The sequence below is a fragment of the Nocardia amikacinitolerans genome (genome assembly GCF_900215415.1).
Classification (GTDB): domain Bacteria; phylum Actinomycetota; class Actinomycetes; order Mycobacteriales; family Mycobacteriaceae; genus Nocardia; species Nocardia amikacinitolerans.
This window is the reverse complement of record NZ_OBEG01000001.1, coordinates 40,887-60,594: the sequence shown is the minus strand read 5'-3', so window position 1 is coordinate 60,594 and position 19,708 is coordinate 40,887. Positions and strand designations below refer to the sequence as shown.

The following is a 19,708-nucleotide window of genomic DNA, read 5'->3' as shown; positions in this document are numbered from 1 at the left end:
CATTCATAGTCGATGCATCGTTGCGAGCAAAACTATAGATTTGCCGCGTCGCGGATTCGGGCGGCGCGCCGTGCGCGACACACTGTATAGCGGACGCCTCGACCGATCGCGCGGATTCGCCGACTCCGGTTCCGAGAGAGGGGTTGTCGGAAGGCGTCGGCTCGGACGGACCGGGCCGACGCGCACCGGCTCAGTCAGCTCTCCAGCAACGTCGCCCCCACCGCCTCCGCACCGTCGAGCACCTGCTCGATGCGGCGCAGGGTGTCGGCGTGCAGGCCGATATTCGCCGCGAACAGGTTGTCCTCGATGTGCGCTGGGGTGCGGCTGCCCGGAATCGGCACCACGTGCGGATCCTGGTGCAGCAGCCAGGCGAGCGCCAATTGGCTTCGGCTGATGCCGAGTTCGGTCGCGATTCCCTGCAGCGCGGCGTAGGAATCGTTGTTCGCGGCGAGATTGGCGGCGTCGAAACGGGGCAGATTGGCGCGGAAATCGTCGGCGCCGACCCGATCGACCGTCCCGGTGAGGAAACCCGCGCCGAGCGGACTCCACGCGACGACGCCGACACCCAATTCGCGAGCGGCCGCGATCAATTCGGCATCGATGGGCCGCCACATCGACCATTCCGCCTGCACCACCTGGACCGGGTGCGCAGCGTGCGCGCGCCGCAACTGCTCGGCGGTGACATTGGACAGGCCGAGGTAGCGCACCAGGCCGTCGGCCACCAGTTCGCCCACCGCGCCCGCGGTCTCCTCGATCGGCACCTCCGGATCCGGGAAATGCGGGTAGTACAGATCGATCACGTCGGTACCGAGGTTGCGCAGGCTCTGCTCGGCATATCCGCGCACGTAACGCGGCTCGGCGTTGACGGCGAGCTCGCCGAACGCGAAGCCGACCGGGAACGTGTGCGCCGCGGCGCCTTCCGGAACGCGGAAGCCGAATTTGGTGGCGATGGTGAGCTCGTCGCGGCGGCCGCGGATCGCGCGCCCGATCAGTCGTTCGTTGTGGCCGTCGGCGCCGTAGCCGTCGCTGGTGTCGATGAGCGTGGCGCCGTGGTCGATCGCGTGGCGCAGCGCGGCGAGGGCGCGGTCGTCATCGATATCGCCGTACATGCCGGGCGAAAGCACCATCGCGCCGAAACCGACTGCGGAAACCGGGATTTCGCCGAGGTGGCGCACGGGGATGTTGGTCATGGCACCACTCTCGCCGATCATGTCCCCTGCCGTCCAAGTCGTGTTGGTATAACCAAACGTTATGGACGTCGACCTGCGGGATCTGCGCTACCTGATCGCGGTGGCGGAGGAGGCCAACTTCACCAGGGCCGCGGCGCGGGTCTTCGTCTCGCAACCCGCGCTGTCCAAACAGATCCGAGCGCTGGAGCGCCGCCTCGGCTTCGAGCTCTTCGAACGCACGCCGCGCGGCGTCACGCTCACCGCGCAGGGCGCCGAGTTGCTGCCGACCGCGCGGGAGATGGTGGAGCGCTGGGATCGCGCGTATCCGCGCGCCCAGGCGATCGGCCGCCCGCGGACCCTGGTGGTCGGCATGCAGACCGCGGTGGGGCGCGATCTGCAGCGGCGAGCCATCTCCCGGTTCCGCGCGGCGGCGCCGGACTGGACCGTCTCGCTGCGCCTGGTCGGCTGGTCGGATCCGACGGCGGGGCTCGCCGATGCGTCCAGCGATGTCGGCGTCGTCTGGTTGCCGATCCCGCTCGACGGGCTGCGCACCCGGGTGCTGCGTCGCGAATCGCGCGGGGTGATGCTTCCCGAAGGGCACCGGCTCGCCGACCACGCGACGGTCGCGTTCACCGATCTGCTCGACGAACCGTTCGTCGCACTGCCGCCCGCCGCCGGGCCGCTGCGCGATCACTGGCTGGCGATCGACGCGCGCGACGGTCACCCGGTCCGGGTCGGCGCCGAGGCCACCGGGGCGGACGAGACGTTCGAGGCGATCGCCTCCGGACTCGGCGTCGCCTTGGTCGCGACGGGCAACGCCGACCTCTATCGGCGGCCCGGCTTGGTATTTCGCCCGGTCGACGGACTCGAGCCCGCCGAGCTGGCCGTCGCATGGCGCGGCGACGACAGCCGGTCGGCCACCGCGCTGTTCGTGGATTGCCTGACCGAGCCCTGACTCGCGAGACGTGCGGAACGGCCGCGTCGCGATAGCCGAGCGATTGCCGACCCAGTACGGTGTGCCTGGCAGTGTGCGACGGACCCGAACGAGTCACGGAGGTACACCATGGAGCGGCCAGCGCTCGGCAGGCCCGCGATCGTGCTGGCGACGGCCGCCGCGGCGATACTCACCACGCTCGTCCCCGGCGCGGCGCGCGCCGAGACCAGCGATCCGATCATGACGAGCGGTGCCCTGCTAGCCCGGCCCGTAGCGCCGGATGGTTCGCGCATCGTCGATTTCACCATCGAGGACGACCGCAACCTGACGCTGAGCGTCTACTCGGCGGCGATGGGCCGTCCGATCACCATCACCGTGCAGCGCCCCGCGGACACCTCGGCGCCGCGGCCGACGCTGTACTTGCTCTCCGGCGCCGACGGCGGCGAGGGCACCGCCAACTGGGATCACCGCACCCCCGAGGCGCTGCAGTTCCTGGGCACCAAGGACCTCAACGTGGTCCAGCCCATCGGCGGCGCGTGGAGTTACTACACCGATTGGCGGGCGCCGGACCCGGTGCTCGGCGTGCACAAGTGGAAGACCTTCTTCACCGAGGAGCTGCCGCCGGTGATCGACGGCGCGCTCGGCACCAACGGACTCAATGCCATTGCGGGACTGTCGACTTCGGGCACCTCCGTGTTGCAATTGCCGATCGCCGCGCCCGGACTGTTCCGCGCGGCGGCGGCCTACAGCGGGTGCGCGCAGATCAGCGATCCGATCGGGTATTCCTTCGTCAACCTGTCCGTGGGGGTGTGGGGTGGCGGCAACACCGACAACATGTACGGCCCGCAGGACGATCCGATGTGGGCGGCCAACGACCCGTACGTGAACGCCGAAGGGCTGCGCGGGGTGGAGCTTTTCATTTCCAGCGGCACCGGGCTGCCCGGCCGCTACGACATGCTCAACGGCCCGTACACGCTTCCCGGCCTGGACGGGCTGGCGAGCCAGGTGATCACCGGCGGGGTGATCGAGGCGGGCGTCAACTACTGCAGCCACAATCTGCAGGCCAAGCTGAACTCGCTCGGCATACCGGCGACCTACGACTTCCCGCCGACCGGAACCCATTCCTGGGGTTACTGGCTCGACGCGCTGAAGGCCTCGTGGCCGGTGCTCGCGCGCGGCCTGGAACTGCCCGAGTGAACGTTCGGGCCGTCGATTCGGTTGGCGGCCCGCTTCTTTCGGTCAGTTCGCCGCGGCGCCAGGCAGCCGCCGGGTGCCGCTGCCCACCTCGGTGATCAGATCGTCGTAGGCCCAACCCAATTCGTTCAGTCGCTGCTGCACGTCCGTGAGCTGCGCCTCGGCGCCGCGGGCCAGCGCGAGATAGGCGAGCACGGCCAGTTGCGCGAGCCGATCCACGACGGCGCCGACGCTCTCGGTGTGCATGGGCGCCTCCGGAATCGGTGGCGGGGTGAGGAATCCGACCCATCGATCGATCTCGCACACCAGACGCGCACGCTGCCAATCAATCTCGTCGGCGGCGTCCGGCTCGACCAGCTCGCGCCGCTCGTGCAGCCTGGACAACTGGTGCGCCGCGCCCAACAGCGGGTCGGAGTCGTCCACCACGCCGCAGACGGCGCGCAGCACCAACTCCCGTGACGGCAGCGCGGAACCGCCGCCCGCGCTCGTCACCACCCGTACCACCGCCCTGCCGACCGGCCCCGTTGTCCCGACTCCACCTGTTCTCCGCACGTCCGCGTCCACTCCGACGCACGTCCCGCGCCCGAGGGACGACCATTCCCGACAGTTCCCCCTGGCATTCGTGCCAGCGACCGCGGCGGATAGGTCTACCGTGGTTGATCGACGGTTGCCAAGGCAGTGCTGAACATCCACTCGTGATCTTCGATCAGGTAGGAGGAACGGATATGCCTACTCGGGACACCGCTTGGCCGCAGGGCACGCCGTGCTGGGTCGATTGCCAGGTCGACGACCCCGGCCGGGCCAGGGAGTTCTACTCGGCGCTGTTCGGCTGGGAGATCGCCGACTCCCCGCCGGAAGCGGGCGGCTATCTGATGGCGTCGCGCAAGGGATCGGCCGCGGCGGGTATCGGACCGAAGCCGGAGAACATGGCGATGCCCTCGGTGTGGACGACCTACTTCGCCGCCGACAGCGCGGACGAGGTGGCGCAGAAGGTGACCGCGGCGGGCGGCACCGTCATGATGCCGCCGTTCGACGTGCTCGACTTCGGTCGCATGTTCGTCGCCACCGACCCGACCGGGGCCGCCTTCGGTGTGTGGGAGTCGAAGGCCCACACCGGCGCCCGTATCTACAACGAGCACGGCGCGTACTGCTGGAACGAGCTGCACACCCCCGGCTACCGGGAGGCGCAGCGGTTCTACGCGTCGGTGTTCGGCTACGACTACCAGGAGATCGGCGACGGCCAGAACTTCGACTACGCGACCTTCACCCTCCCCTCGGGCGGCGATGCCGTCGGCGGCATCAACGACGACACGAAAGGCCGGCAGGTCGAGGCGCCACCGCACTGGCTGGCCTGGTTCCAGGTGGACGACACCGACGCGTCGCTGGCCAAGGCGGCCGAACTCGGCGCAACCGTGCTGGCCGGTCCGGACGACAGTCCGTTCGGCAGGATGGGCGTGCTGCAAGGGCAGCAGGGCGAGGTGTTCGCCGTCATCGACCCGACCCGCGCCGTCGGCGAGCCGCCGACGCCGAGCTGAGCGCAGGCTCCGAAGCCAGATCAGGACGGGGCCGACGGCACGGCGTGTCGGCCCCGGGCACCGACCTTCGCTGCGTACCATCCCGAGCGCCACAGCCACCACCAGGAGGAACACGTCACCGGAGGTATCCAGAGTTGGTTGGCCGCATCGAGATCAGCGACCGGGCTCGCGTCTCCGCCAGTGAGGCATCGGAGTTCACCGAGCGGTTGAACCGGCTGTTCGACAGCGCCCGCCCGCCGGGATGCCCTCGGCGCTACAGCAACGCCGAGGTGGCCCGTGCGCTCACCGCGGCGGGTCATCCCATCTCGCCCCGGTATGTCGCCCGCTTGCGCAACGGCTCGCGCACCCCGCCGACGGTCCGCACGGTGCGTGCGCTGGCCGATTTCTTCGACACCTGCCCGGTCGGCCTGCTGGCGAAACCGTCCGGCGCCGATCACTCCGGCGACCGCGTGCTGGTCGAACAGTTGCTCGACGGGAAGCTGCGCAGGCTGGCCCGCGCGGCGCGCGATCTGTCCGCGGAGTCCCAGGATCTGCTGATCGCCATGGCGATCGGCTTCCGGCGCGCCGAAGACCTACCGGATACTCCGCCGGACTGCGCGCACTGACAACGCCCCCTCGCGCGCGATTCTTTTGCCGCGCAGCGGGTATGACCTCTTTGTCGGCAACTGGCCACGGATGAGGGCCCGGTCAGCGGCCGGACAAGTCGACAGGAGCAGGCTGTCCACCACCGGCATCGTCAACGGCGACGACGGACCTCAACGGCGAGGACCACGTCCGGCGGACCGGCCCGCCCCTGACGCGAAGCGATCGACCATATCCGCCGAGGTGCCGCCGGGCCGGCCATGCCGCCCCGCATTCCTTGCCGCAGTGCGCAGTCTCGCCGTAGTGCACAGTCTTGCCGTCGTGCACAGCGCAGCCGCAGTGCACACGGTCGCGGGCGGGTCGACGGCAACCGTCGACCCGCCCGCGATCGTGTTCAGGCCGCCACTCGCCCCTTGCGGACGCCCTCGGCCAGCACACGCACGACAACAGCCTCGGGCCGTTCCCGCGATCGGATGAACGCGACCGGCTGCCCCTCGACGAGGGTGCGATAGCCGACCATCTCGATACTCGAATAGTCCACGTACACCAATGCGCGTGGATCCGACGCGGGTTCGATGAAACCGAACCCTTTCGGCGCGTCGAACCACGCCACCCTCCCGCGCGACCAGCTCGCTGTTCCCGACCGTGCAGGCGTCATGGGCATCACCTCCGGGTCCGAGCCGCCCCCTACGAGCAGCCGGTGCACGGCGATTTCCCGATTCGCCGCGATCGAAACAGCGGCAGGGTCGATGGCCGAGGCGAAGTCGCGCCGGTAACGTCGACACGGACCCGAGAGGAGGGAGTACCGGTGACGCAAGCAGACGTACGGGCCACCGAACTCGCCGAATTGGCGCTCGATCGTGACCTCACCATCGCGGTCGCGGAATCGCTGACCTGCGGTCGGCTGGCTTCCTCGCTCGGGGCCGCGCCGGACTCGGCCACCTGGTTCCGCGGCGGTGTGGTGGCCTACCGCCCGGAGATCAAACGCAAGGTGCTCGACGTTCCCGACGTGCCGGTGGTTTCCGAGACGGCCGCGCGGGCGATGGCGACCGGCGTCCGCGCGCTCATGGACGCCTTCGCGGGCGTCGCGGTCACCGGAGTCGGCGGCCCCGATCCGCAGGACGGCGAACCGGCGGGCTCGGTCTGGTTCGCCGTCGCCACCGCCGACGAGGTACGGGCCGAGCACCGTCGGTTCGACGGCGGTCCCGATCGGGTCCTCGACCAGACCATCGAGCACGCGCTGGCCATGCTCTTGGACGCCGTGAAGTCCGCTCACGGACACGGTCTTTGAGCCGAGGCCTCAGTCCAGGACGGCGGTGGCCTCGACCTCGACCATCAGGTCGGGCTCGCCCAGCGCGGCGACACCGAGCAGGGTGATCGGCTTGACCGGATCGACGCCGAGCTTCGCGGCCGCGCGCGCCACGCCCTCGCCGAGCAGCGGGTACTTCTCCTCGTTCCAGTCCACGACGTAGATCGTCAGCTTCGCGACGTCGTCGAACGAGCCGCCGACCTCGGCGAGCGCGGTGGCCACGTTGAGGTAGGCCTGCTCGACCTGCGCGGCGAAATCCCCCTCCCCCACCTTGTTGCCCTCGGCGTCGCGGGCCACCTGCCCGGCGAGGAACACCAGCCTGCTGCCCTGCGCGATCGAGAGCTGGCGGTACACATCGGGTTTGGGCAGTCCCTCGGGGTTGACCAGCGTGACGGCCATGGCCACTCCTCCACGTCTTCGGCTCCGCGCGTGCGGCTGTCAGGCAAACCATAACAATGCTATGTATTGTTGCGCCATGGCCCGCACCAAGAATCCGCACGTGCGGTCGATGCTGCTCGAACGCGCCGCCCTGATGTTGCGCCGACGGGAGCCGGTCACCTTGCGCGGGTTGGTGGCCGGCACCAACGTGTCGACCATGGCCGTCTACACCTACTTCGACGGTATGGACGGGCTGTGGCGAGCCCTGCGGCAGGAGGGCTTCACCCGACTGTCGGCCAGGCTCGCCGAGGTGGCGGCGACCGCCGATCCGGTGCGCGACCTCGCGGCGCTCGGGGCCGCCTACCTTGGCAACGCACTGGAGAACCCGGATCTCTATCGGGTCATGTTCGACGCGGGTTTCGAGCTCGAGGATTCGGCCGCCGCCGACGAGACGCTGCACCGCGTGGTGACCACCGTGCACCGCGCGAAGGACGCGGGCCGATTCCGGTCCGGCCTTGATCCGCTGGAACTGGCCACCCAGAGCTGGACCATCGGGCACGGCCTCGCTTCCCTCGTCGCCACCGGCCCGCTCCCCCGCGAAACCTTGGCGAACGGCATACCGTTGCTGACCGCCCTGTTCGTAGCGGCCGGTGACGAGCGGACCCGCTGCCGCCGATCGGTGCGCGAAGGCTGGCGGCTCTGAGTCAGGTCGCCGAGCGCCGCACCTGATCGAAGAACGCCCGCATGGCCGGGCCGATCTCGGCCAGTTCGATGAACGGCACACCCTCCGAGGCGCCGTCGACGTAGGCGAAACGCATGTCGGCGGCCATGTCCCCGCGCTGCACCACCGTGAGCCCGTCCCGCTCGGCCGCGGCCACGGCGCCGTCGAAGTCGTCCGGTTCGAAGCACACGTGGTGCAGTCCTGGACCCCGGCGGGCGAGGAACTCCGCGTAGATGCTCTCGCCGCGGATCGGCTGAATCAATTCGAGCTGGATGTCGTCGAGGTACGACAGCGCGATGTGCGCGGTGAAATCGGCGGGGCGGCCGCGATAGGTGCACGTGCGCGGGCCGAATACGACGTCGGGGATGCGCGTCCATTTCCGCACGCCGAAATGCGTGACGAAGAAACGTTCCGCCTTCTCGATATCGTCGGTCACCCAGGCGATCTGGGTGATGGGGCCATCAGCGTAGCTCATACCGAATCCCGCGTTCGACCGTCGAGGCTGCTGGGGAACACCTGTCACTCATGAATCGACGTTAAGCGACCCCGCTTAATCTCTCAATTCGAACCGTTTAGATAGGTCCGACCGGCGCTGGGTGTTGGCGTACGCGGCGCGTGGAATAGCGTGCGGACGCGTCGATTGGCCGAGGGGAAAGCGGGTAAGCGCCGCACATGGCACCACCGTGACCATCGCCGCGCGCGGCGAGCGAGTGCGTCCGCGGCCCTGACGCTCGGAAGGGACCCTCGTGAACCAATCGACGAAGAACGACCTCGGCACCGTCCTGATCACCGGCGGCGCGTCCGGACTCGGCGCCGCGACCGTCGACGCCGTGCGCGCCGCGGGCGGTGTCGCCATCGTCGTCGACCGAGACAAACCCGACACCGACGTCCCTTGGGAGTACGCGGATCTGGCGTACTCCCAGGACTCCGAGCGCGCGGTGCGGTCGCTGATCGCCCGCACGGGCGGGCGGCTGGACGCGATGTTCACCGCCGTGGGCGCCGATGCCTGCGGCAAACTGGACGAGGTCGCGACCGAGGACTGGGAGCGGGTGGTCCGGGCAAACCTGATCGGTACCGCCGCGGTCATCCGCGCCGCGCTGCCCGCGTTGCGTGCCAGTCGCGGCAGCATTGTCACCTGCGCCTCGACCCTCGGCCTCGAGGCGCTGCCCGACGCGACCGCCTACTGCGCCTCGAAATTCGGCATGGTCGGCCTGACCAGGGCACTGGCCGCCGAGACCGCGGGCGAAGTCGGCGTCACCCTGCTGATACCCGGCGGAATGGACACCGCCTTCGTCGACGGCAGGCCGCCCGAATACGCACCGCCGCCGGACATCCCGCTCGACAACCCGGAAGACGTCGCCGCGGCCGCGGTGTTCGCCATGTCGCAGCCGCGAGGCCGCGAGATCAGCGAGATGGCCGTTGCGCGGTCATGACGGGGCACGTCCTGGCCGACCGGCACCGGTGATCAGGTGAAAGGAGGACCCATGGAACGTGGAAACAGCAAGCACGGCCCCAAGCGCGACGACCAACTCGCGCACGAGCTGCAAGGGGCGTTGAGGGGCAACCGGTCGACGCGCGCCGACGAGTGGCGCGATCCCGAACCGCTCGCCGACGACGACGAAGTCCTGACCGCTCGCCGCGACCTCCCGCGTCCGGCGCCGCCGGACAACCCGCAACCCTGACGGCGATCGTTCCGGTGCGACCGCGCTTCCGGCACGGCCGCGCCAGAACGGGACTACTGTGGTGTTTCCGTCCCGGTGCGTTCGCACGCCGAGCCGCCGTGGACGGTCCATCTGTGCAGTCGCCCGTCCGCGGGCCCGGGTCCGAGGCGGGAAGCGATGGACACCTTCGTCTTCGACAGCGAGGATCTGGCGGCGACCGAGGCCATGCTGAACTCGGCCTACACGAAGATGCGGATCGGCAGCAGTCACGAGCGGACGCGAGCGCAGGTCGCGCGCGAGGTGATGGGCACGGTCAGCGTCGACCAGCTGGATCTGGAATTCGACATGGCCTACCGCGCCGATCCGCTCGGCCGGGTGTGCGTGTGCGACATGCAGACCGGCGCCATCGAGGAAACCTTCGCCGACGGCTCGACGGACACCTTCGTCCCCGGCGATCTCGCGCTGATCGCACCGCCGGACGAGCCCTATTCCGGGGTGGTGCGCAGCGCGCGCTATCGCCTGACCATGTTCGATCCGGCCCTGTTCACGCAGGTGGCGTCGGCGGCACGGGGCAGGGGCGTCGAGCCGGTCCGGCTGACCCATCATCGGCCGGTGTCGGACACCGCGGTCGCCGAATTGCGCCAGGTGGTGCGGTGGCTGCGCGAGCACGTCCTCGCCGTGCCGGAGGCGCGGGAATCCTCGCTGATCGCCGCCTCGGCGCAACAGTGTCTCGCGGCGAGCGTGCTGCGAGCCTTCCCGAACACCGCGACGCCCGAACCGACGGCCGTCGACCGCAGGGACGCCCACCCGGACACCGTGCGCCGCGCCATCGCCTATATCGAGGCGCACGCCACCGAGCCGATCAGCGTCGCCGACATCGCGGCGGGCGCCCACGTCACCATCCGAGCCATCCAGCTCGCGTTCCGCAAACATCTGGACACCACGCCGATGGGCTACCTGCGGAAGGTGCGGCTGGCCGGTGCGCACGAGCAGCTGCTCGCGGCCTCCCCCGACGACGGGCACACCGTCACCGGTGTCGCCGCGGCGTGGGGTTTCGCCCATCCCGGCCGGTTCGCGAGCAGTTATCGCCAGGCCTACGGCGTCGCACCGCAGACGACGTTGCACGACTGATCTAGCGGCCGTCCAGCATCGCGACGATCTCTCGGCAGGCCGCCGCCGCGGGGTCGAGATCTACGTCCAAGACGTGAGGTCGGTCGGCGTAGACGGTGAGCACGGCGGCCGTTCCGTTCGCCGCGCGCAGACCGCGGCAGTGCAGCGAGCGCAGACCGAGCAGACGCAGCTGCGCCCGGCAGTCGCTCCAGCGGGTCTCGGCGTCCAGATCTCCGACGGTGCGGGCGGATTCCTCGCTCAGCGCCGCCCGATTCGGCGCGGCATCGCTGATGAGCTGGGCTTCTTCGGCCAGCTTCGCGCGCGGTGACGACCACGCGCGCACCGCGATCTCGTCGCCAACGCGGACCGTCAGCCCGACGAGCACGCCGTGCGGCAACGCCTTCGCCAATTCCCGAACCACCGCGTGCAGATCCCGGATGTCCGCGGGCCCCTGCGCGGCGGTCGGCGCGTCACCGGCCTCGGCGCACGAACTCGTTTCCAGCATGGGGGCTCCTCCGGACGTCGGCGATGGACGCAGCCGACGAACGCACGACCACGGACATATCAGCGTGTCAGTACGCGGTCGAGCCCCACAACACAGAGAACGAAGTGTCGGTCGGGACGCCATCCGGAAAACGAAGCGATCCTTCGCCGAAAATCAGCGCGCGCCTCATCGTCCGAGCGCGTCGTCCAGGCTCGCGTAATAACAGAACAGCGCGCGCACGCCCACCACATCGAGGACCCGGTCGACCTCGGCATGTCCCGACACCAGCCGCAGGTCGACGCCGCGTTCGGCGAGCTTGGTCTTGAATTCCCCCAGTGCGATGGCGGCTCGAATCCCGACGAAGCGGGTGGTGCGGAAATCGACGATCACGGCGCGACAGCCGTGCTCGGGTATGGAGTCCAGCGCGGCACACAGCTCGGGCAGTCCGGCGAGATCCAGTTCGCCGTCCACCGCCATCACCACGCAACTGCCGCGCATGGCTACCGACCGTCCCCCCGGCCGCCGCTTGTCGTACACATAGCGGTGAATTCGCCCGACACCGGACCGCACAACGATTTTCGTCGACATCGCAGAACCTCCCAACGGGATGGTGTCCCACCCGTCGGCCGAACGGCACCGTTGAACGGCGCCACCATGGTCGGTGCGATTCGCCCGAGAACCGCGTGGGACTGTGCTCGTCTGAAGATCTCAGCCTGCGGCCGGTCCTGTCTTTCGGCCCTCGGCGTCGCGGGATCGTCGCCACGATCCGCGGCCCCGGCCGCCATCCAATGTTGTGCTCCAAGCATAGGCCGGTCGCCGATCTACTTCACCCTTTGCGCCAAAGGACCGCTTCTACCTGCGCATGCTCGGGAGTCGAACGGGTATCTGCGTCAGCTGTATCGGAGCACGAGTTCGCGCTTGAGAACCTTGTGGCTCGGACCGAGCGGCAACTGGTCGACGAACTCCACCCGGCGCGGGTACTTGTGCTTGGCCAGGCGGGTGCGACCGAACGCGATGACCTGGTCGGCGGTCAGCTCGGCGCCGGCGACGACCACCGCGCAGATCTCCTCGCCGTAGGTCTCGTCGGGCAGGCCGATCACCGCGACCGCGTCGATGGCGGGGTGGTACAGCAGCGCCTCTTCCACCTCGCTCGGGTACACGTTGAACCCGCCGCGGATGATCATGTCCTTGATCCGGTCGGCGATGGTGAGAGACCCGTCGGCGTCCTGCACACCGAGATCGCCCGTGCGGAACCAGCCCTGCACGACCGCGGCGGCGGTGGCTCGCGGATTGCCGATGTAGCCGTTGAACACGTTGTGCCCGCGGATCACGATCTCACCCAGTTCGCCGGGCGGCAGCAGGACGATCTCGTCCGCGACGCCGGGGTCGGCGATCTCGACCTCGACGCCCCACACCGCGTGTCCGACGGTGCCCGCCTTCGGACCGAAGTCCGGCTGGTTCACCGCGGCGGTCGGCGAGGTCTCGGAAAGTCCGTAGCCCTCCAGGATCGGCGTGCCGAACAGGTCGTGGAAGGTCTCCAACACCGGCTGCGGCAGCGACGCTCCGCCGGAGATGCACAAACGCAGTTGGGGCGCACCGAGTTTCGTCGCCGCGGTGATGAGCCGGACGTACATCGTCGGCACGCCGTGGAAGGTGTTGACGCCCTCGGCGTGCATCAGGCGGATGGCCTCGTCGGGGTCGAAGCGCGGCTGCAACACCAGCGTCGCGCCCGCGCGCCAAGTGGAGTTCATGGACACGGTCTGGCCGAAGATGTGGAACAGCGGAAGCGCGCCGAGCGCGACGTCGTCGCTGCGTACGTCGTTGGCGTCGAAGGCGTTCACCGTCGCGTTCATGACCATGTTCAGATGGCTGAGCTCGGCGCCCTTCGGCTTGCCCGTGGTGCCGCTGGTGTAGAAGATCACCGCGGTGTCGCCTGGCGCGCGCGAGACGAACGACCGAATAGGTTCCGCCACAAGGGTGTTCGGGTCGTGACAGCCGATGCCGACCGCGCCCGCCGCGGCACGGCCGACCGCGGCGAACTGCTCGTGACACACCAGCAGCGTCGCCCCGCTGTCGCGCAGGACGTGCTCGGCCTCGTTCGCGGTCAGCAGCAGGTGCACCGGAATCACCGCGGCGCCCGCGGCGAGAATCGCGTAGTAGGCGCGCGGGAACTCGGCGGTGTTGGGGCACATCAGCGCCACGCGGTCGCCGGGGCGCACACCGAGTTCGATCAGCGCGGCGGCCTGTTCGCGGGCCTGCGACCACAACTCGGCGAACGTGATCCGCTGCGCGCCCTCGATCAGCGCGATCCGGTCCGGGCGGCGGCGCGCCTGCTCGGCCAGGATGCTCGCCAACGACAGCGTGGCGTTCATGCCACCTCCAAAACTAACGACGCAAGTTTTCCGCTCACCGTAGAGCAGCCAAACTAGCGGTGCAAGTTTCGGTTTCCTCGTCTACTTCGGCGCGGCGTGCAGCTCGATGGCGACGAGCAATTCGACGAGATCGGTGACGCTGCGGACGTTGCGACCGGTGAGTTCCTGGATGCGGCGCAGCCGGTACTTGGCCGTGTTGTGGTGGATGCGCAAACCGTCCGCGGCCTCGCGCAGATTCATGTCGGCGCCCGCGAAGGCGCGGATGGTGTCGGCGAGCATCCCGCCGCGCTGCCGGTCCTCGGCCAGCGCGGCGGCGATCCGCGGGTCCACCAGCTGGCGAACGGTGTCGTCGGCGCGCAGCATGAGATACCGGAACGGCGAGAGGTGCGGAAGGGCGAGCACCCCACCGTCCTCGGGCAGTAGATCCAACGCCGAACGCGCCTGCTGGTAGGCGCGCGGGAATTGGGCGATCTCGGTGAACACCGTGCTGACGCCGATGCCGAGGGTGATGCCTTCGGCGTGCAGTTTGTCGCGGGTGCGCCGCAGCAGCGCGCACAGGTCGTCGGCCGAGCCGTCGCGACCGAGCGCGGGCAGCGCGACGATCTCCGACCCGCGCACCACCGACAGCGTGCGCAATCCGTTGACACCGGTACGCGCGAGCGCCGCCGACGCGATGTGCCTGGCCTCCGCGTCGGAACTGCCCGGCTCGCCGCGATCCGCCGTCCGCAACACAACCGCCGTCACCGCCACCATGGGCGTCGCCCGCTCGGCGCCGATGCCGTGCGCGTGGGCAGTCGACAGCTGCGGCCCGCGGTCGGGCAGGGCGCCGTCCAGCAGACTCTCCACCAGTTCCCGGCTGTCGCGCCCGGCCTCGGCGGACAGGTACTGCTGGAATTCCAGATACGCGTTGGCCGCCTGGGTGCTGATCAAATCGCAGTAGCGGGTCAGCGGCACGACCATCGACAGCGCCGCGTCGCGCCCGGCCTCCGAGTCGCCCGCGTGGGCGACCAGCGATTTCCAGATCGCCTGCTGCCCGAGCCGGAACGCGGAGATGTAGTCGACCAGCGTCAGCCCGGACTGTGCCCGGCGCGCCGCGGCCCGTCGGGCGTAGGCGATGTCGTCGACGGTGACCCTGCGCTTGTCGAGCAGCGCGCCGAGTCCGGTCCGGCACAGGCGGGTCAGCTGGTCGTGCACGTCGGCGTGGAAGGTCCTGTCCCGCGCCGCGTAGCCGGGGACCTGCGCCAGGATCGCGGACATGCCCGCGTCGGCGATGTCGTGCGCGTGCTCGAAGACGCTGCCGACGATCCGCGTGCGCTCGGCCTGGACCGGCGCCGAGACCCCGATCGAATGTGATCCAGCTGACATAACCCGGCATACTCCACGGCCCTCGTCGCGGGTGTCAACAGGGCCGAAGGAAGCACCCTGCCCTGTCCGCGACGGACAAACCGCGCCGCCGAGATTGGGCCTCCGCGTCCGATGTGCGCCCTGACCAGCGTCTTTACGCTGACCACGATCCACAGGCCAGCCCGCGATGGTTGCGCCGACCCGCACGGAATTTCACCCACGTCTCGGACGCGGGCCGGAGGACGAATGCTCGAGATATCCCACCTGACGGTTCGCTTCGGCGGCATCACCGCCCTGCACGACGTCGGCTTCGGCGTCGCGCCTGGCGAGATGGTCGGCCTGATCGGCCCGAACGGGGCGGGCAAGACCACCCTGTTCAACTGCCTCACCAGGCGCTACCAGCCGACCGATGGCACGATGCGCTACCAGGGCGAGGACCTGCTGACGGTCCGTCCCGACGCGCTGGCCGGGCTCGGCATCGCCCGCACCTTCCAGAATCTGGGGTTGTTCCCCCGCATGTCCGTCCGGGACAACGTGCTCGTCGGCGCCCACCACCGGGCCTCCGCCGGTTTCCTCTCCGCGAGTCTGCGCCTGCCGCGGGTGCGCGGGGAGGAGCGGCGGCTGCGCGCCGAGGTCGACGCGCTGCTGGAGCGGCTCGATCTCGCCGATGTCGCCGACCATCCGGCTGCGGGCCTGCCGTTCGGCACGCTCAAGCGGATCGAGCTGGCCCGCGCGCTGGCCGTCGGGCCGCGCCTGCTGCTGCTGGACGAGCCGGTCAACGGACTCAGCCACGGCGAGGTCGACGTGTTCGCCGAGCGCCTCTGCGCCCTGCGCGCCGAGTTCGACCTGACGGTGATCGTCGTCGAACACCACATGGGATTCGTCATGGGCACCTGCGACCGGGTGGTGTGCCTGGAGTTCGGCCGCGTCATCGCCGAGGGCGAACCCGAAGCGGTGCAACGTGATCCGGCGGTCATCCGGGCCTACCTAGGGACGGCGGCATGACCGACGAAGCGTTTCTCACCGTTACCGACCTGCGCGCGGGCTACGGCGCGGCCAAGGTGCTGCACGGGCTGAGCTTCTCGGTGGCTCGCGGCGAGGTCTGCGCGGTCCTCGGGCCCAACGGCGCGGGCAAGACGACCTTGCTGCGTGCGCTGTGCGGCATGATCAAGGTGCGCGGCACGGTCCGGCTCGACGACGCCGAAATCACCGGCCGCACACCGGAAGCCATCGCGCGTCTCGGTGTCGCGCATGTCCCCGAGGGCCGCGGCACCTTCCTGCCGCTGACCGTCGAGGAGAATCTGCGCCTCGGCGCCTATCAGCACCGCGACCGCGCCCGCACCGAGGCCGACCTGCGCCGGGTCTTCGACTTCTTCCCCATCCTGCGCGACAAGCTGCGCGAGACGGCGGGCGGCCTCTCCGGCGGTCAGCAGCAGATGCTGGCCATCGGCAGGGCGCTCATGTCCCGGCCCCGGCTGTTGCTGCTGGACGAGCCGTCGCTCGGCCTCTCGCCCCTGGTCACCCAGGAGTTGTTTCAGATCGTGCACACCATCAACGAAGAGGAGCGCACCACCGTGATCGTCGTGGAGCAGAACGCGCATCTCGCGCTCGGGACCGCCCACCGGGCGCACGTCCTGGAGACCGGCCGAATCGTGTTGTCCGGCACAGCGGCTCAGATCAAGGCCGACGAGCAGGTCGCCGAGTCCTATCTCGGATACCGGGTGTGATCATGGCCGGATTTCTGCAACAGATCATCGAAGGCCTCACGGCCGGAGCGATTTACGCCGGTTTGGCGCTGGCGCTCGTGCTCATCTACCGATTCACCGGCATCGTCAATTTCGCCCAGGGCGAGCTGGCCATGTTCTCGGCCTTTCTGGCCTGGCAGTGCGTGCAGAGCGGTCTGCCGTTCTGGGCCGCGTTGCTCGCCACGCTCGCGGTGTCCTTCGCCGGCGGCATGCTGATCGAACGGGTGATCATCCGACCCGTCGAGGGCGCACCGGAACTGACGCTGGTGATCGTCACCGTCGGCCTGTTCTTCTTCGTCAACGCCGCCGCGGGCTGGATCTGGTCCTACCAGGTGAAGTCTTTCCCGAACCCGTTCCCGGAGGGCGCATTCCGTGCGGGCGGCGTCACCGCAGGCTACAGCAGTCTCGGCGTCCTCGGCGTGGTCGCCGCGGTCATGGGCTTGCTGTACCTGCTGTTCCGCTACACCAAGATCGGACTGGCGATGCGGGCTGTGGCCTGCAACCCGCAGTCGGCACGCTTGGTCGGCATCCGCGTCGGCACCGTGCTCGCACTCGGCTGGGGTCTTGCCGCACTGGTCGGCGCGGTCTCCGGCGTGCTGTCGGCGCCGCTGCTGTTCCTCGAGCCGAACATGATGGGCGGCGTCCTGATCTACGCGTTCGCGGCGGCGACGCTCGGCGGCTTCGACAGCCCGGGCGGCGCGGTGGCGGGCGGGCTGATCGTCGGGGTCGCCGAAACCCTCACCGGCGCTTACCTGGACGTCATCGGCACCGAACTCAAGATCGGCGTGCCACTGGTGATCATTCTCGGCGTCCTGCTGCTGCGGCCGCAGGGTCTGTTCGGTCGCGCGGTGGTGGAACGGGTATGAGCGACATGGGAACTCGAAACACCACCCTCGCGGCGGACACCTCCACTGCGCCGACCGAAACCCCGCGCACCGAAACGCGGCGGCCGCGGATGCCGAACTGGTCGTGGCTCGGGATCGGCGCGCTGCTGCTGATCGCCTGTCTCGCACCGTTCCAGCTGGTGCCGTTCCGCACCTTCCAGCTGGCGCTGGCGATGATCTACGCGGTCGCGCTGCTGGGCCTCAACCTGCTGGTCGGCCACACCGGTCAGATCTCGCTGGGGCACGGCGCGTTCTTCGCGGTCGGCGCCTACACCAGCGCGGTGTTGATGGACCGTTGGGACACACCGTATTTCGCGACCCTGCCGGTCGCAGCGGCGGTGGCCTTCGCGCTCGGGTTCGCCCTCGGAATTCCTGCTCTGCGGCTGCGCGGACTGTATCTGGCACTGGTCACCCTGGCCATCGCGATCTTCCTGGTGCCGCTGCTCAAGCGGTTCGAGTCGGTCACCGGCGGATCCATGGGGCTGACGCTGACCAAGCCCGCGCCGCCGGTGTGGACCGGGTTGGCCGAGGACCAGTGGCTGTACTTCCTCGCGCTGCTGGTCACCGTCGTGAGCTTCGTCCTGGTCGCCGGGCTGCTGCGGTCGCGGGTCGGCCGTGCGCTGCACGCGATCCGCGACAACGAGATCGCGGCCGAGGTGATGGGTGTGCGCCTGGCCTTCTACAAGACCCTCGCCTTCGCCTGCGGCGCCATGCTCGCCGGTGCGGCGGGCTGCGTCTACACCTGGGTGATCGGCTTCGTCTCGCCGGACTCCTTCGCCGTCGGACTGTCGATCACGCTGCTGGCCGGTTTGGTCGTCGGCGGGCTCGGCGGGCACTGGGGACCGCTGCTCGGCGGACTGTTCGTGATGTACGTCCCGAGCTTCGCCCAGGACCTCAACCAGGCCGCGCCCGGAGTGATCTTCGGACTGCTGATCATCGCGGTCATGTACCTCGCGCCCAACGGATTGGCCGGACTCCTCGGCCGCACGGCGCGCTGGCTCGAACGTCTCGTTCGGAAAGGGAAGAACAATGCGCACTAAGGCACTCCGCGCCGCCGGCGTCGCGGCCGCCGTCCTGCTCGCGGTCTCGGCCTGCGGCGGCCGCGGCGACACGGGCAGCACCGTCGGGCAGGGCGAATGCCGTGGTCAGCAGACCACAGGCAGCACCGACAGCAGCATCAAGCTGGGCGGTGTCTACCCGCTGTCGGGCCCCGCCTCCGCGTACGGCGAGCTGCCCAAGGGCGTTCGCGCCTACTTCGACTACCTCAACGCCGAGCACGGCGGAATCGGTGGCCGCACCGTCGAATACCTGGTCCGCGACGACGGCTACCAGCCGCCAAAGACCGTCGAGGAGACCCGCCGCTTGGTGGAGCAGGATCAGGTGTTCGCCGTCTTCCAGACGCTGGGCACCCCCACCTCCTCCGCGGTGTGGGATTACCTCAACCAGCGCAAGGTGCCCCAGGTGTTCGTCGCGGGCGGCGCGACGAAATGGGGTGCGGACGAAGGACATCCGTGGACCATCGGCTGGCAGCCCAGCTACCGCGCCGAGGGCCGCGCCTTCGCGCAGTACGTGCGCCAGCACAAAGCCGACGCGACCGTGGCGGTGCTCTACCAGAACGACGACTTCGGCAAGGATCTACTGGCCAGCTTCACCGAGGCCGTCGCGGGCAGCGGCGTCCGGGTGGTCGCCGAGCAGAGCTACGAGGTCACCGACCCGACCGTGGAACCGCAGGTGCGCAACCTGGCGAACACGAAAGCCGATGTGCTGCTGAACTTCTCCACGCCGAAGTTCGCCTCCCAGGCGCTGGCGGCCGAGCGGCGCAACACCGACTGGAACCCGCTGCACATCCTGACCCAGGTGGCCAACACCATCAGCACGCTCAAGCCGGTCGGCCTGGAGAACGCCCAGGGCGTGGTATCGGCGGCGTTCACCAAGGACCCGTCCGACCCGCAGTGGTCGGCCGACCCCGCCATGCGCCTGTACCAGGAGAAGCTGGCGAAATACGCGCCAGGCGCCGACCCGACCAACCAGTACACCGTGGTCGGCTGGGCGGCCGCGGAGAGCTTCCACAAGACGATGGAAGCCGCGAAATGCCCCACCCGCGAAGGACTTCGCGACGCCATGCGCTCGCTGAACGATGTCGGCATCGACTTGCTGCTGCCCGGCATCACGCTGAAGACCGGCGAGGGCGACGCGTTCCCGATGGAGTCCCTGCGCATCCAGCGGTTCGAGGGTGACCGCTGGGTGCTGACCGGCGACGTCATCGACACCGGCAAATAGCCACTC

The 19,708-nt window shown here is 69.4% G+C and carries 23 protein-coding genes; 14 read left to right on the top strand and 9 right to left on the bottom strand.

What is annotated here, in order from left to right:
• Positions 1–194 precede the first annotated feature (194 nt).
• Positions 195–1,190: an aldo/keto reductase gene (locus CRP45_RS00340; RefSeq protein ID WP_097244461.1), complete on the bottom strand. Its 996-nt coding sequence runs from the start codon at positions 1,188–1,190 to the stop codon at positions 195–197.
• Between the two features lie 61 nt (positions 1,191–1,251).
• Between CRP45_RS00340 and CRP45_RS00335 the strand changes: the two genes are divergently transcribed.
• Both CRP45_RS00335 and CRP45_RS00330 read left to right on the top strand, forming a co-directional pair.
• The gene (locus CRP45_RS00335) at positions 1,252–2,124 is read left to right on the top strand and encodes a LysR family transcriptional regulator (protein WP_097243307.1); all 873 of its coding nucleotides are present in this window, start codon (positions 1,252–1,254) and stop codon (positions 2,122–2,124) included.
• A gap of 108 nt (positions 2,125–2,232) precedes the next feature.
• On the top strand, positions 2,233–3,300 hold the full coding sequence (locus CRP45_RS00330; RefSeq protein WP_097243306.1) for an alpha/beta hydrolase: 1,068 nt from the start codon (positions 2,233–2,235) through the stop codon (positions 3,298–3,300).
• A gap of 42 nt (positions 3,301–3,342) precedes the next feature.
• Here the strand turns inward: CRP45_RS00330 and CRP45_RS00325 are convergent, their stop codons facing one another.
• Complete coding sequence (locus CRP45_RS00325; protein WP_245909777.1) at positions 3,343–3,792, bottom strand: DUF4254 domain-containing protein; 450 nt, start codon at positions 3,790–3,792, stop codon at positions 3,343–3,345.
• A gap of 230 nt (positions 3,793–4,022) precedes the next feature.
• On the opposite strand from CRP45_RS00325, the gene CRP45_RS00320 reads away from it, so the two are divergent.
• Together CRP45_RS00320 and CRP45_RS00315 are read left to right on the top strand one after the other, a co-directional pair.
• Positions 4,023–4,832, top strand: coding sequence for a VOC family protein (locus tag CRP45_RS00320; RefSeq protein WP_097243305.1), 810 nt, complete (start codon positions 4,023–4,025; stop codon positions 4,830–4,832).
• Between the two features lie 134 nt (positions 4,833–4,966).
• Complete coding sequence (locus CRP45_RS00315; protein WP_245909775.1) at positions 4,967–5,437, top strand: transcriptional regulator; 471 nt, start codon at positions 4,967–4,969, stop codon at positions 5,435–5,437.
• A gap of 371 nt (positions 5,438–5,808) precedes the next feature.
• Here CRP45_RS00315 and CRP45_RS00310 read toward each other — a convergent pair whose 3' ends face one another.
• Positions 5,809–6,072, bottom strand: a complete 264-nt coding sequence (locus CRP45_RS00310; RefSeq protein ID WP_067779444.1) for a cold shock domain-containing protein — start codon at positions 6,070–6,072, stop codon at positions 5,809–5,811.
• Positions 6,073–6,222: 150 nt separating this feature from the next.
• Between CRP45_RS00310 and CRP45_RS00305 the strand changes: the two genes are divergently transcribed.
• Positions 6,223–6,705 (top strand): CinA family protein, encoded by a 483-nt coding sequence (locus CRP45_RS00305; RefSeq protein WP_067779270.1) that lies wholly within the window; start codon positions 6,223–6,225, stop codon positions 6,703–6,705.
• A gap of 9 nt (positions 6,706–6,714) precedes the next feature.
• On the opposite strand, the gene CRP45_RS00300 is transcribed toward CRP45_RS00305, so the two are convergent.
• Positions 6,715–7,122 (bottom strand): RidA family protein, encoded by a 408-nt coding sequence (locus CRP45_RS00300; protein ID WP_097243304.1) that lies wholly within the window; start codon positions 7,120–7,122, stop codon positions 6,715–6,717.
• A 76-nt stretch (positions 7,123–7,198) separates the two neighbouring features.
• On the opposite strand from CRP45_RS00300, the gene CRP45_RS00295 reads away from it, so the two are divergent.
• Positions 7,199–7,804 carry a TetR/AcrR family transcriptional regulator gene (locus tag CRP45_RS00295; protein WP_067779276.1) on the top strand — a complete coding sequence of 202 codons (606 nt, stop codon included), beginning with the start codon at positions 7,199–7,201 and terminating at the stop codon, positions 7,802–7,804.
• Between the two features lies 1 nt (position 7,805).
• Here CRP45_RS00295 and CRP45_RS00290 read toward each other — a convergent pair whose 3' ends face one another.
• Complete coding sequence (locus CRP45_RS00290) at positions 7,806–8,297, bottom strand: VOC family protein (protein ID WP_097243303.1); 492 nt, start codon at positions 8,295–8,297, stop codon at positions 7,806–7,808.
• Between the two features lie 271 nt (positions 8,298–8,568).
• Here CRP45_RS00290 and CRP45_RS00285 point away from each other — a divergent pair, with 271 nt between their 5' ends.
• From CRP45_RS00285 to CRP45_RS00275, 3 genes are all read left to right on the top strand, one after another.
• Positions 8,569–9,255, top strand: a complete 687-nt coding sequence (locus CRP45_RS00285) for an SDR family oxidoreductase (RefSeq protein WP_097243302.1) — start codon at positions 8,569–8,571, stop codon at positions 9,253–9,255.
• A gap of 51 nt (positions 9,256–9,306) precedes the next feature.
• The gene (locus CRP45_RS00280; protein ID WP_097243301.1) at positions 9,307–9,504 is read left to right on the top strand and encodes a hypothetical protein; all 198 of its coding nucleotides are present in this window, start codon (positions 9,307–9,309) and stop codon (positions 9,502–9,504) included.
• A gap of 156 nt (positions 9,505–9,660) precedes the next feature.
• Positions 9,661–10,614 carry a helix-turn-helix transcriptional regulator gene (locus CRP45_RS00275; RefSeq protein ID WP_097243300.1) on the top strand — a complete coding sequence of 318 codons (954 nt, stop codon included), beginning with the start codon at positions 9,661–9,663 and terminating at the stop codon, positions 10,612–10,614.
• Position 10,615: 1 nt separating this feature from the next.
• Here the strand turns inward: CRP45_RS00275 and CRP45_RS00270 are convergent, their stop codons facing one another.
• The 4 genes from CRP45_RS00270 to CRP45_RS00255 all read right to left on the bottom strand — a co-directional run bounded on the left by CRP45_RS00270 (position 10,616) and on the right by CRP45_RS00255 (position 14,814).
• Positions 10,616–11,098 carry a hypothetical protein gene (locus CRP45_RS00270; RefSeq protein ID WP_097243299.1) on the bottom strand — a complete coding sequence of 161 codons (483 nt, stop codon included), beginning with the start codon at positions 11,096–11,098 and terminating at the stop codon, positions 10,616–10,618.
• Between the two features lie 165 nt (positions 11,099–11,263).
• Positions 11,264–11,665: an STAS domain-containing protein gene (locus CRP45_RS00265; protein ID WP_067779294.1), complete on the bottom strand. Its 402-nt coding sequence runs from the start codon at positions 11,663–11,665 to the stop codon at positions 11,264–11,266.
• Between the two features lie 302 nt (positions 11,666–11,967).
• Complete coding sequence (locus CRP45_RS00260) at positions 11,968–13,449, bottom strand: long-chain-fatty-acid--CoA ligase (protein ID WP_097243298.1); 1,482 nt, start codon at positions 13,447–13,449, stop codon at positions 11,968–11,970.
• Positions 13,450–13,530: 81 nt separating this feature from the next.
• Positions 13,531–14,814: a PucR family transcriptional regulator gene (locus CRP45_RS00255; protein WP_097243297.1), complete on the bottom strand. Its 1,284-nt coding sequence runs from the start codon at positions 14,812–14,814 to the stop codon at positions 13,531–13,533.
• Positions 14,815–15,039: 225 nt separating this feature from the next.
• Between CRP45_RS00255 and CRP45_RS00250 the strand changes: the two genes are divergently transcribed.
• The 5 genes from CRP45_RS00250 to CRP45_RS00230 are packed head-to-tail and all read left to right on the top strand — an operon-like array spanning position 15,040 to position 19,702.
• A complete protein-coding gene (locus CRP45_RS00250) occupies positions 15,040–15,798 on the top strand; it encodes an ABC transporter ATP-binding protein (protein WP_097243296.1) in 759 nt (252 codons plus the stop codon).
• Positions 15,795–16,520: an ABC transporter ATP-binding protein gene (locus CRP45_RS00245; protein ID WP_067779309.1), complete on the top strand. Its 726-nt coding sequence runs from the start codon at positions 15,795–15,797 to the stop codon at positions 16,518–16,520. Before CRP45_RS00250 ends, CRP45_RS00245 begins: the two co-directional genes overlap by 4 nt.
• Before the next feature lie 2 nt (positions 16,521–16,522).
• Complete coding sequence (locus CRP45_RS00240) at positions 16,523–17,404, top strand: branched-chain amino acid ABC transporter permease (protein WP_097243295.1); 882 nt, start codon at positions 16,523–16,525, stop codon at positions 17,402–17,404.
• Positions 17,401–18,462 carry a branched-chain amino acid ABC transporter permease gene (locus CRP45_RS00235; RefSeq protein WP_245909773.1) on the top strand — a complete coding sequence of 354 codons (1,062 nt, stop codon included), beginning with the start codon at positions 17,401–17,403 and terminating at the stop codon, positions 18,460–18,462. The genes CRP45_RS00240 and CRP45_RS00235 overlap by 4 nt, the downstream gene beginning before the upstream one ends.
• Entirely contained in the window at positions 18,452–19,702 is a 1,251-nt protein-coding gene (locus CRP45_RS00230; protein ID WP_097243294.1) for an ABC transporter substrate-binding protein, read from the top strand. Before CRP45_RS00235 ends, CRP45_RS00230 begins: the two co-directional genes overlap by 11 nt.
• Positions 19,703–19,708: the final 6 nt, after the last annotated feature.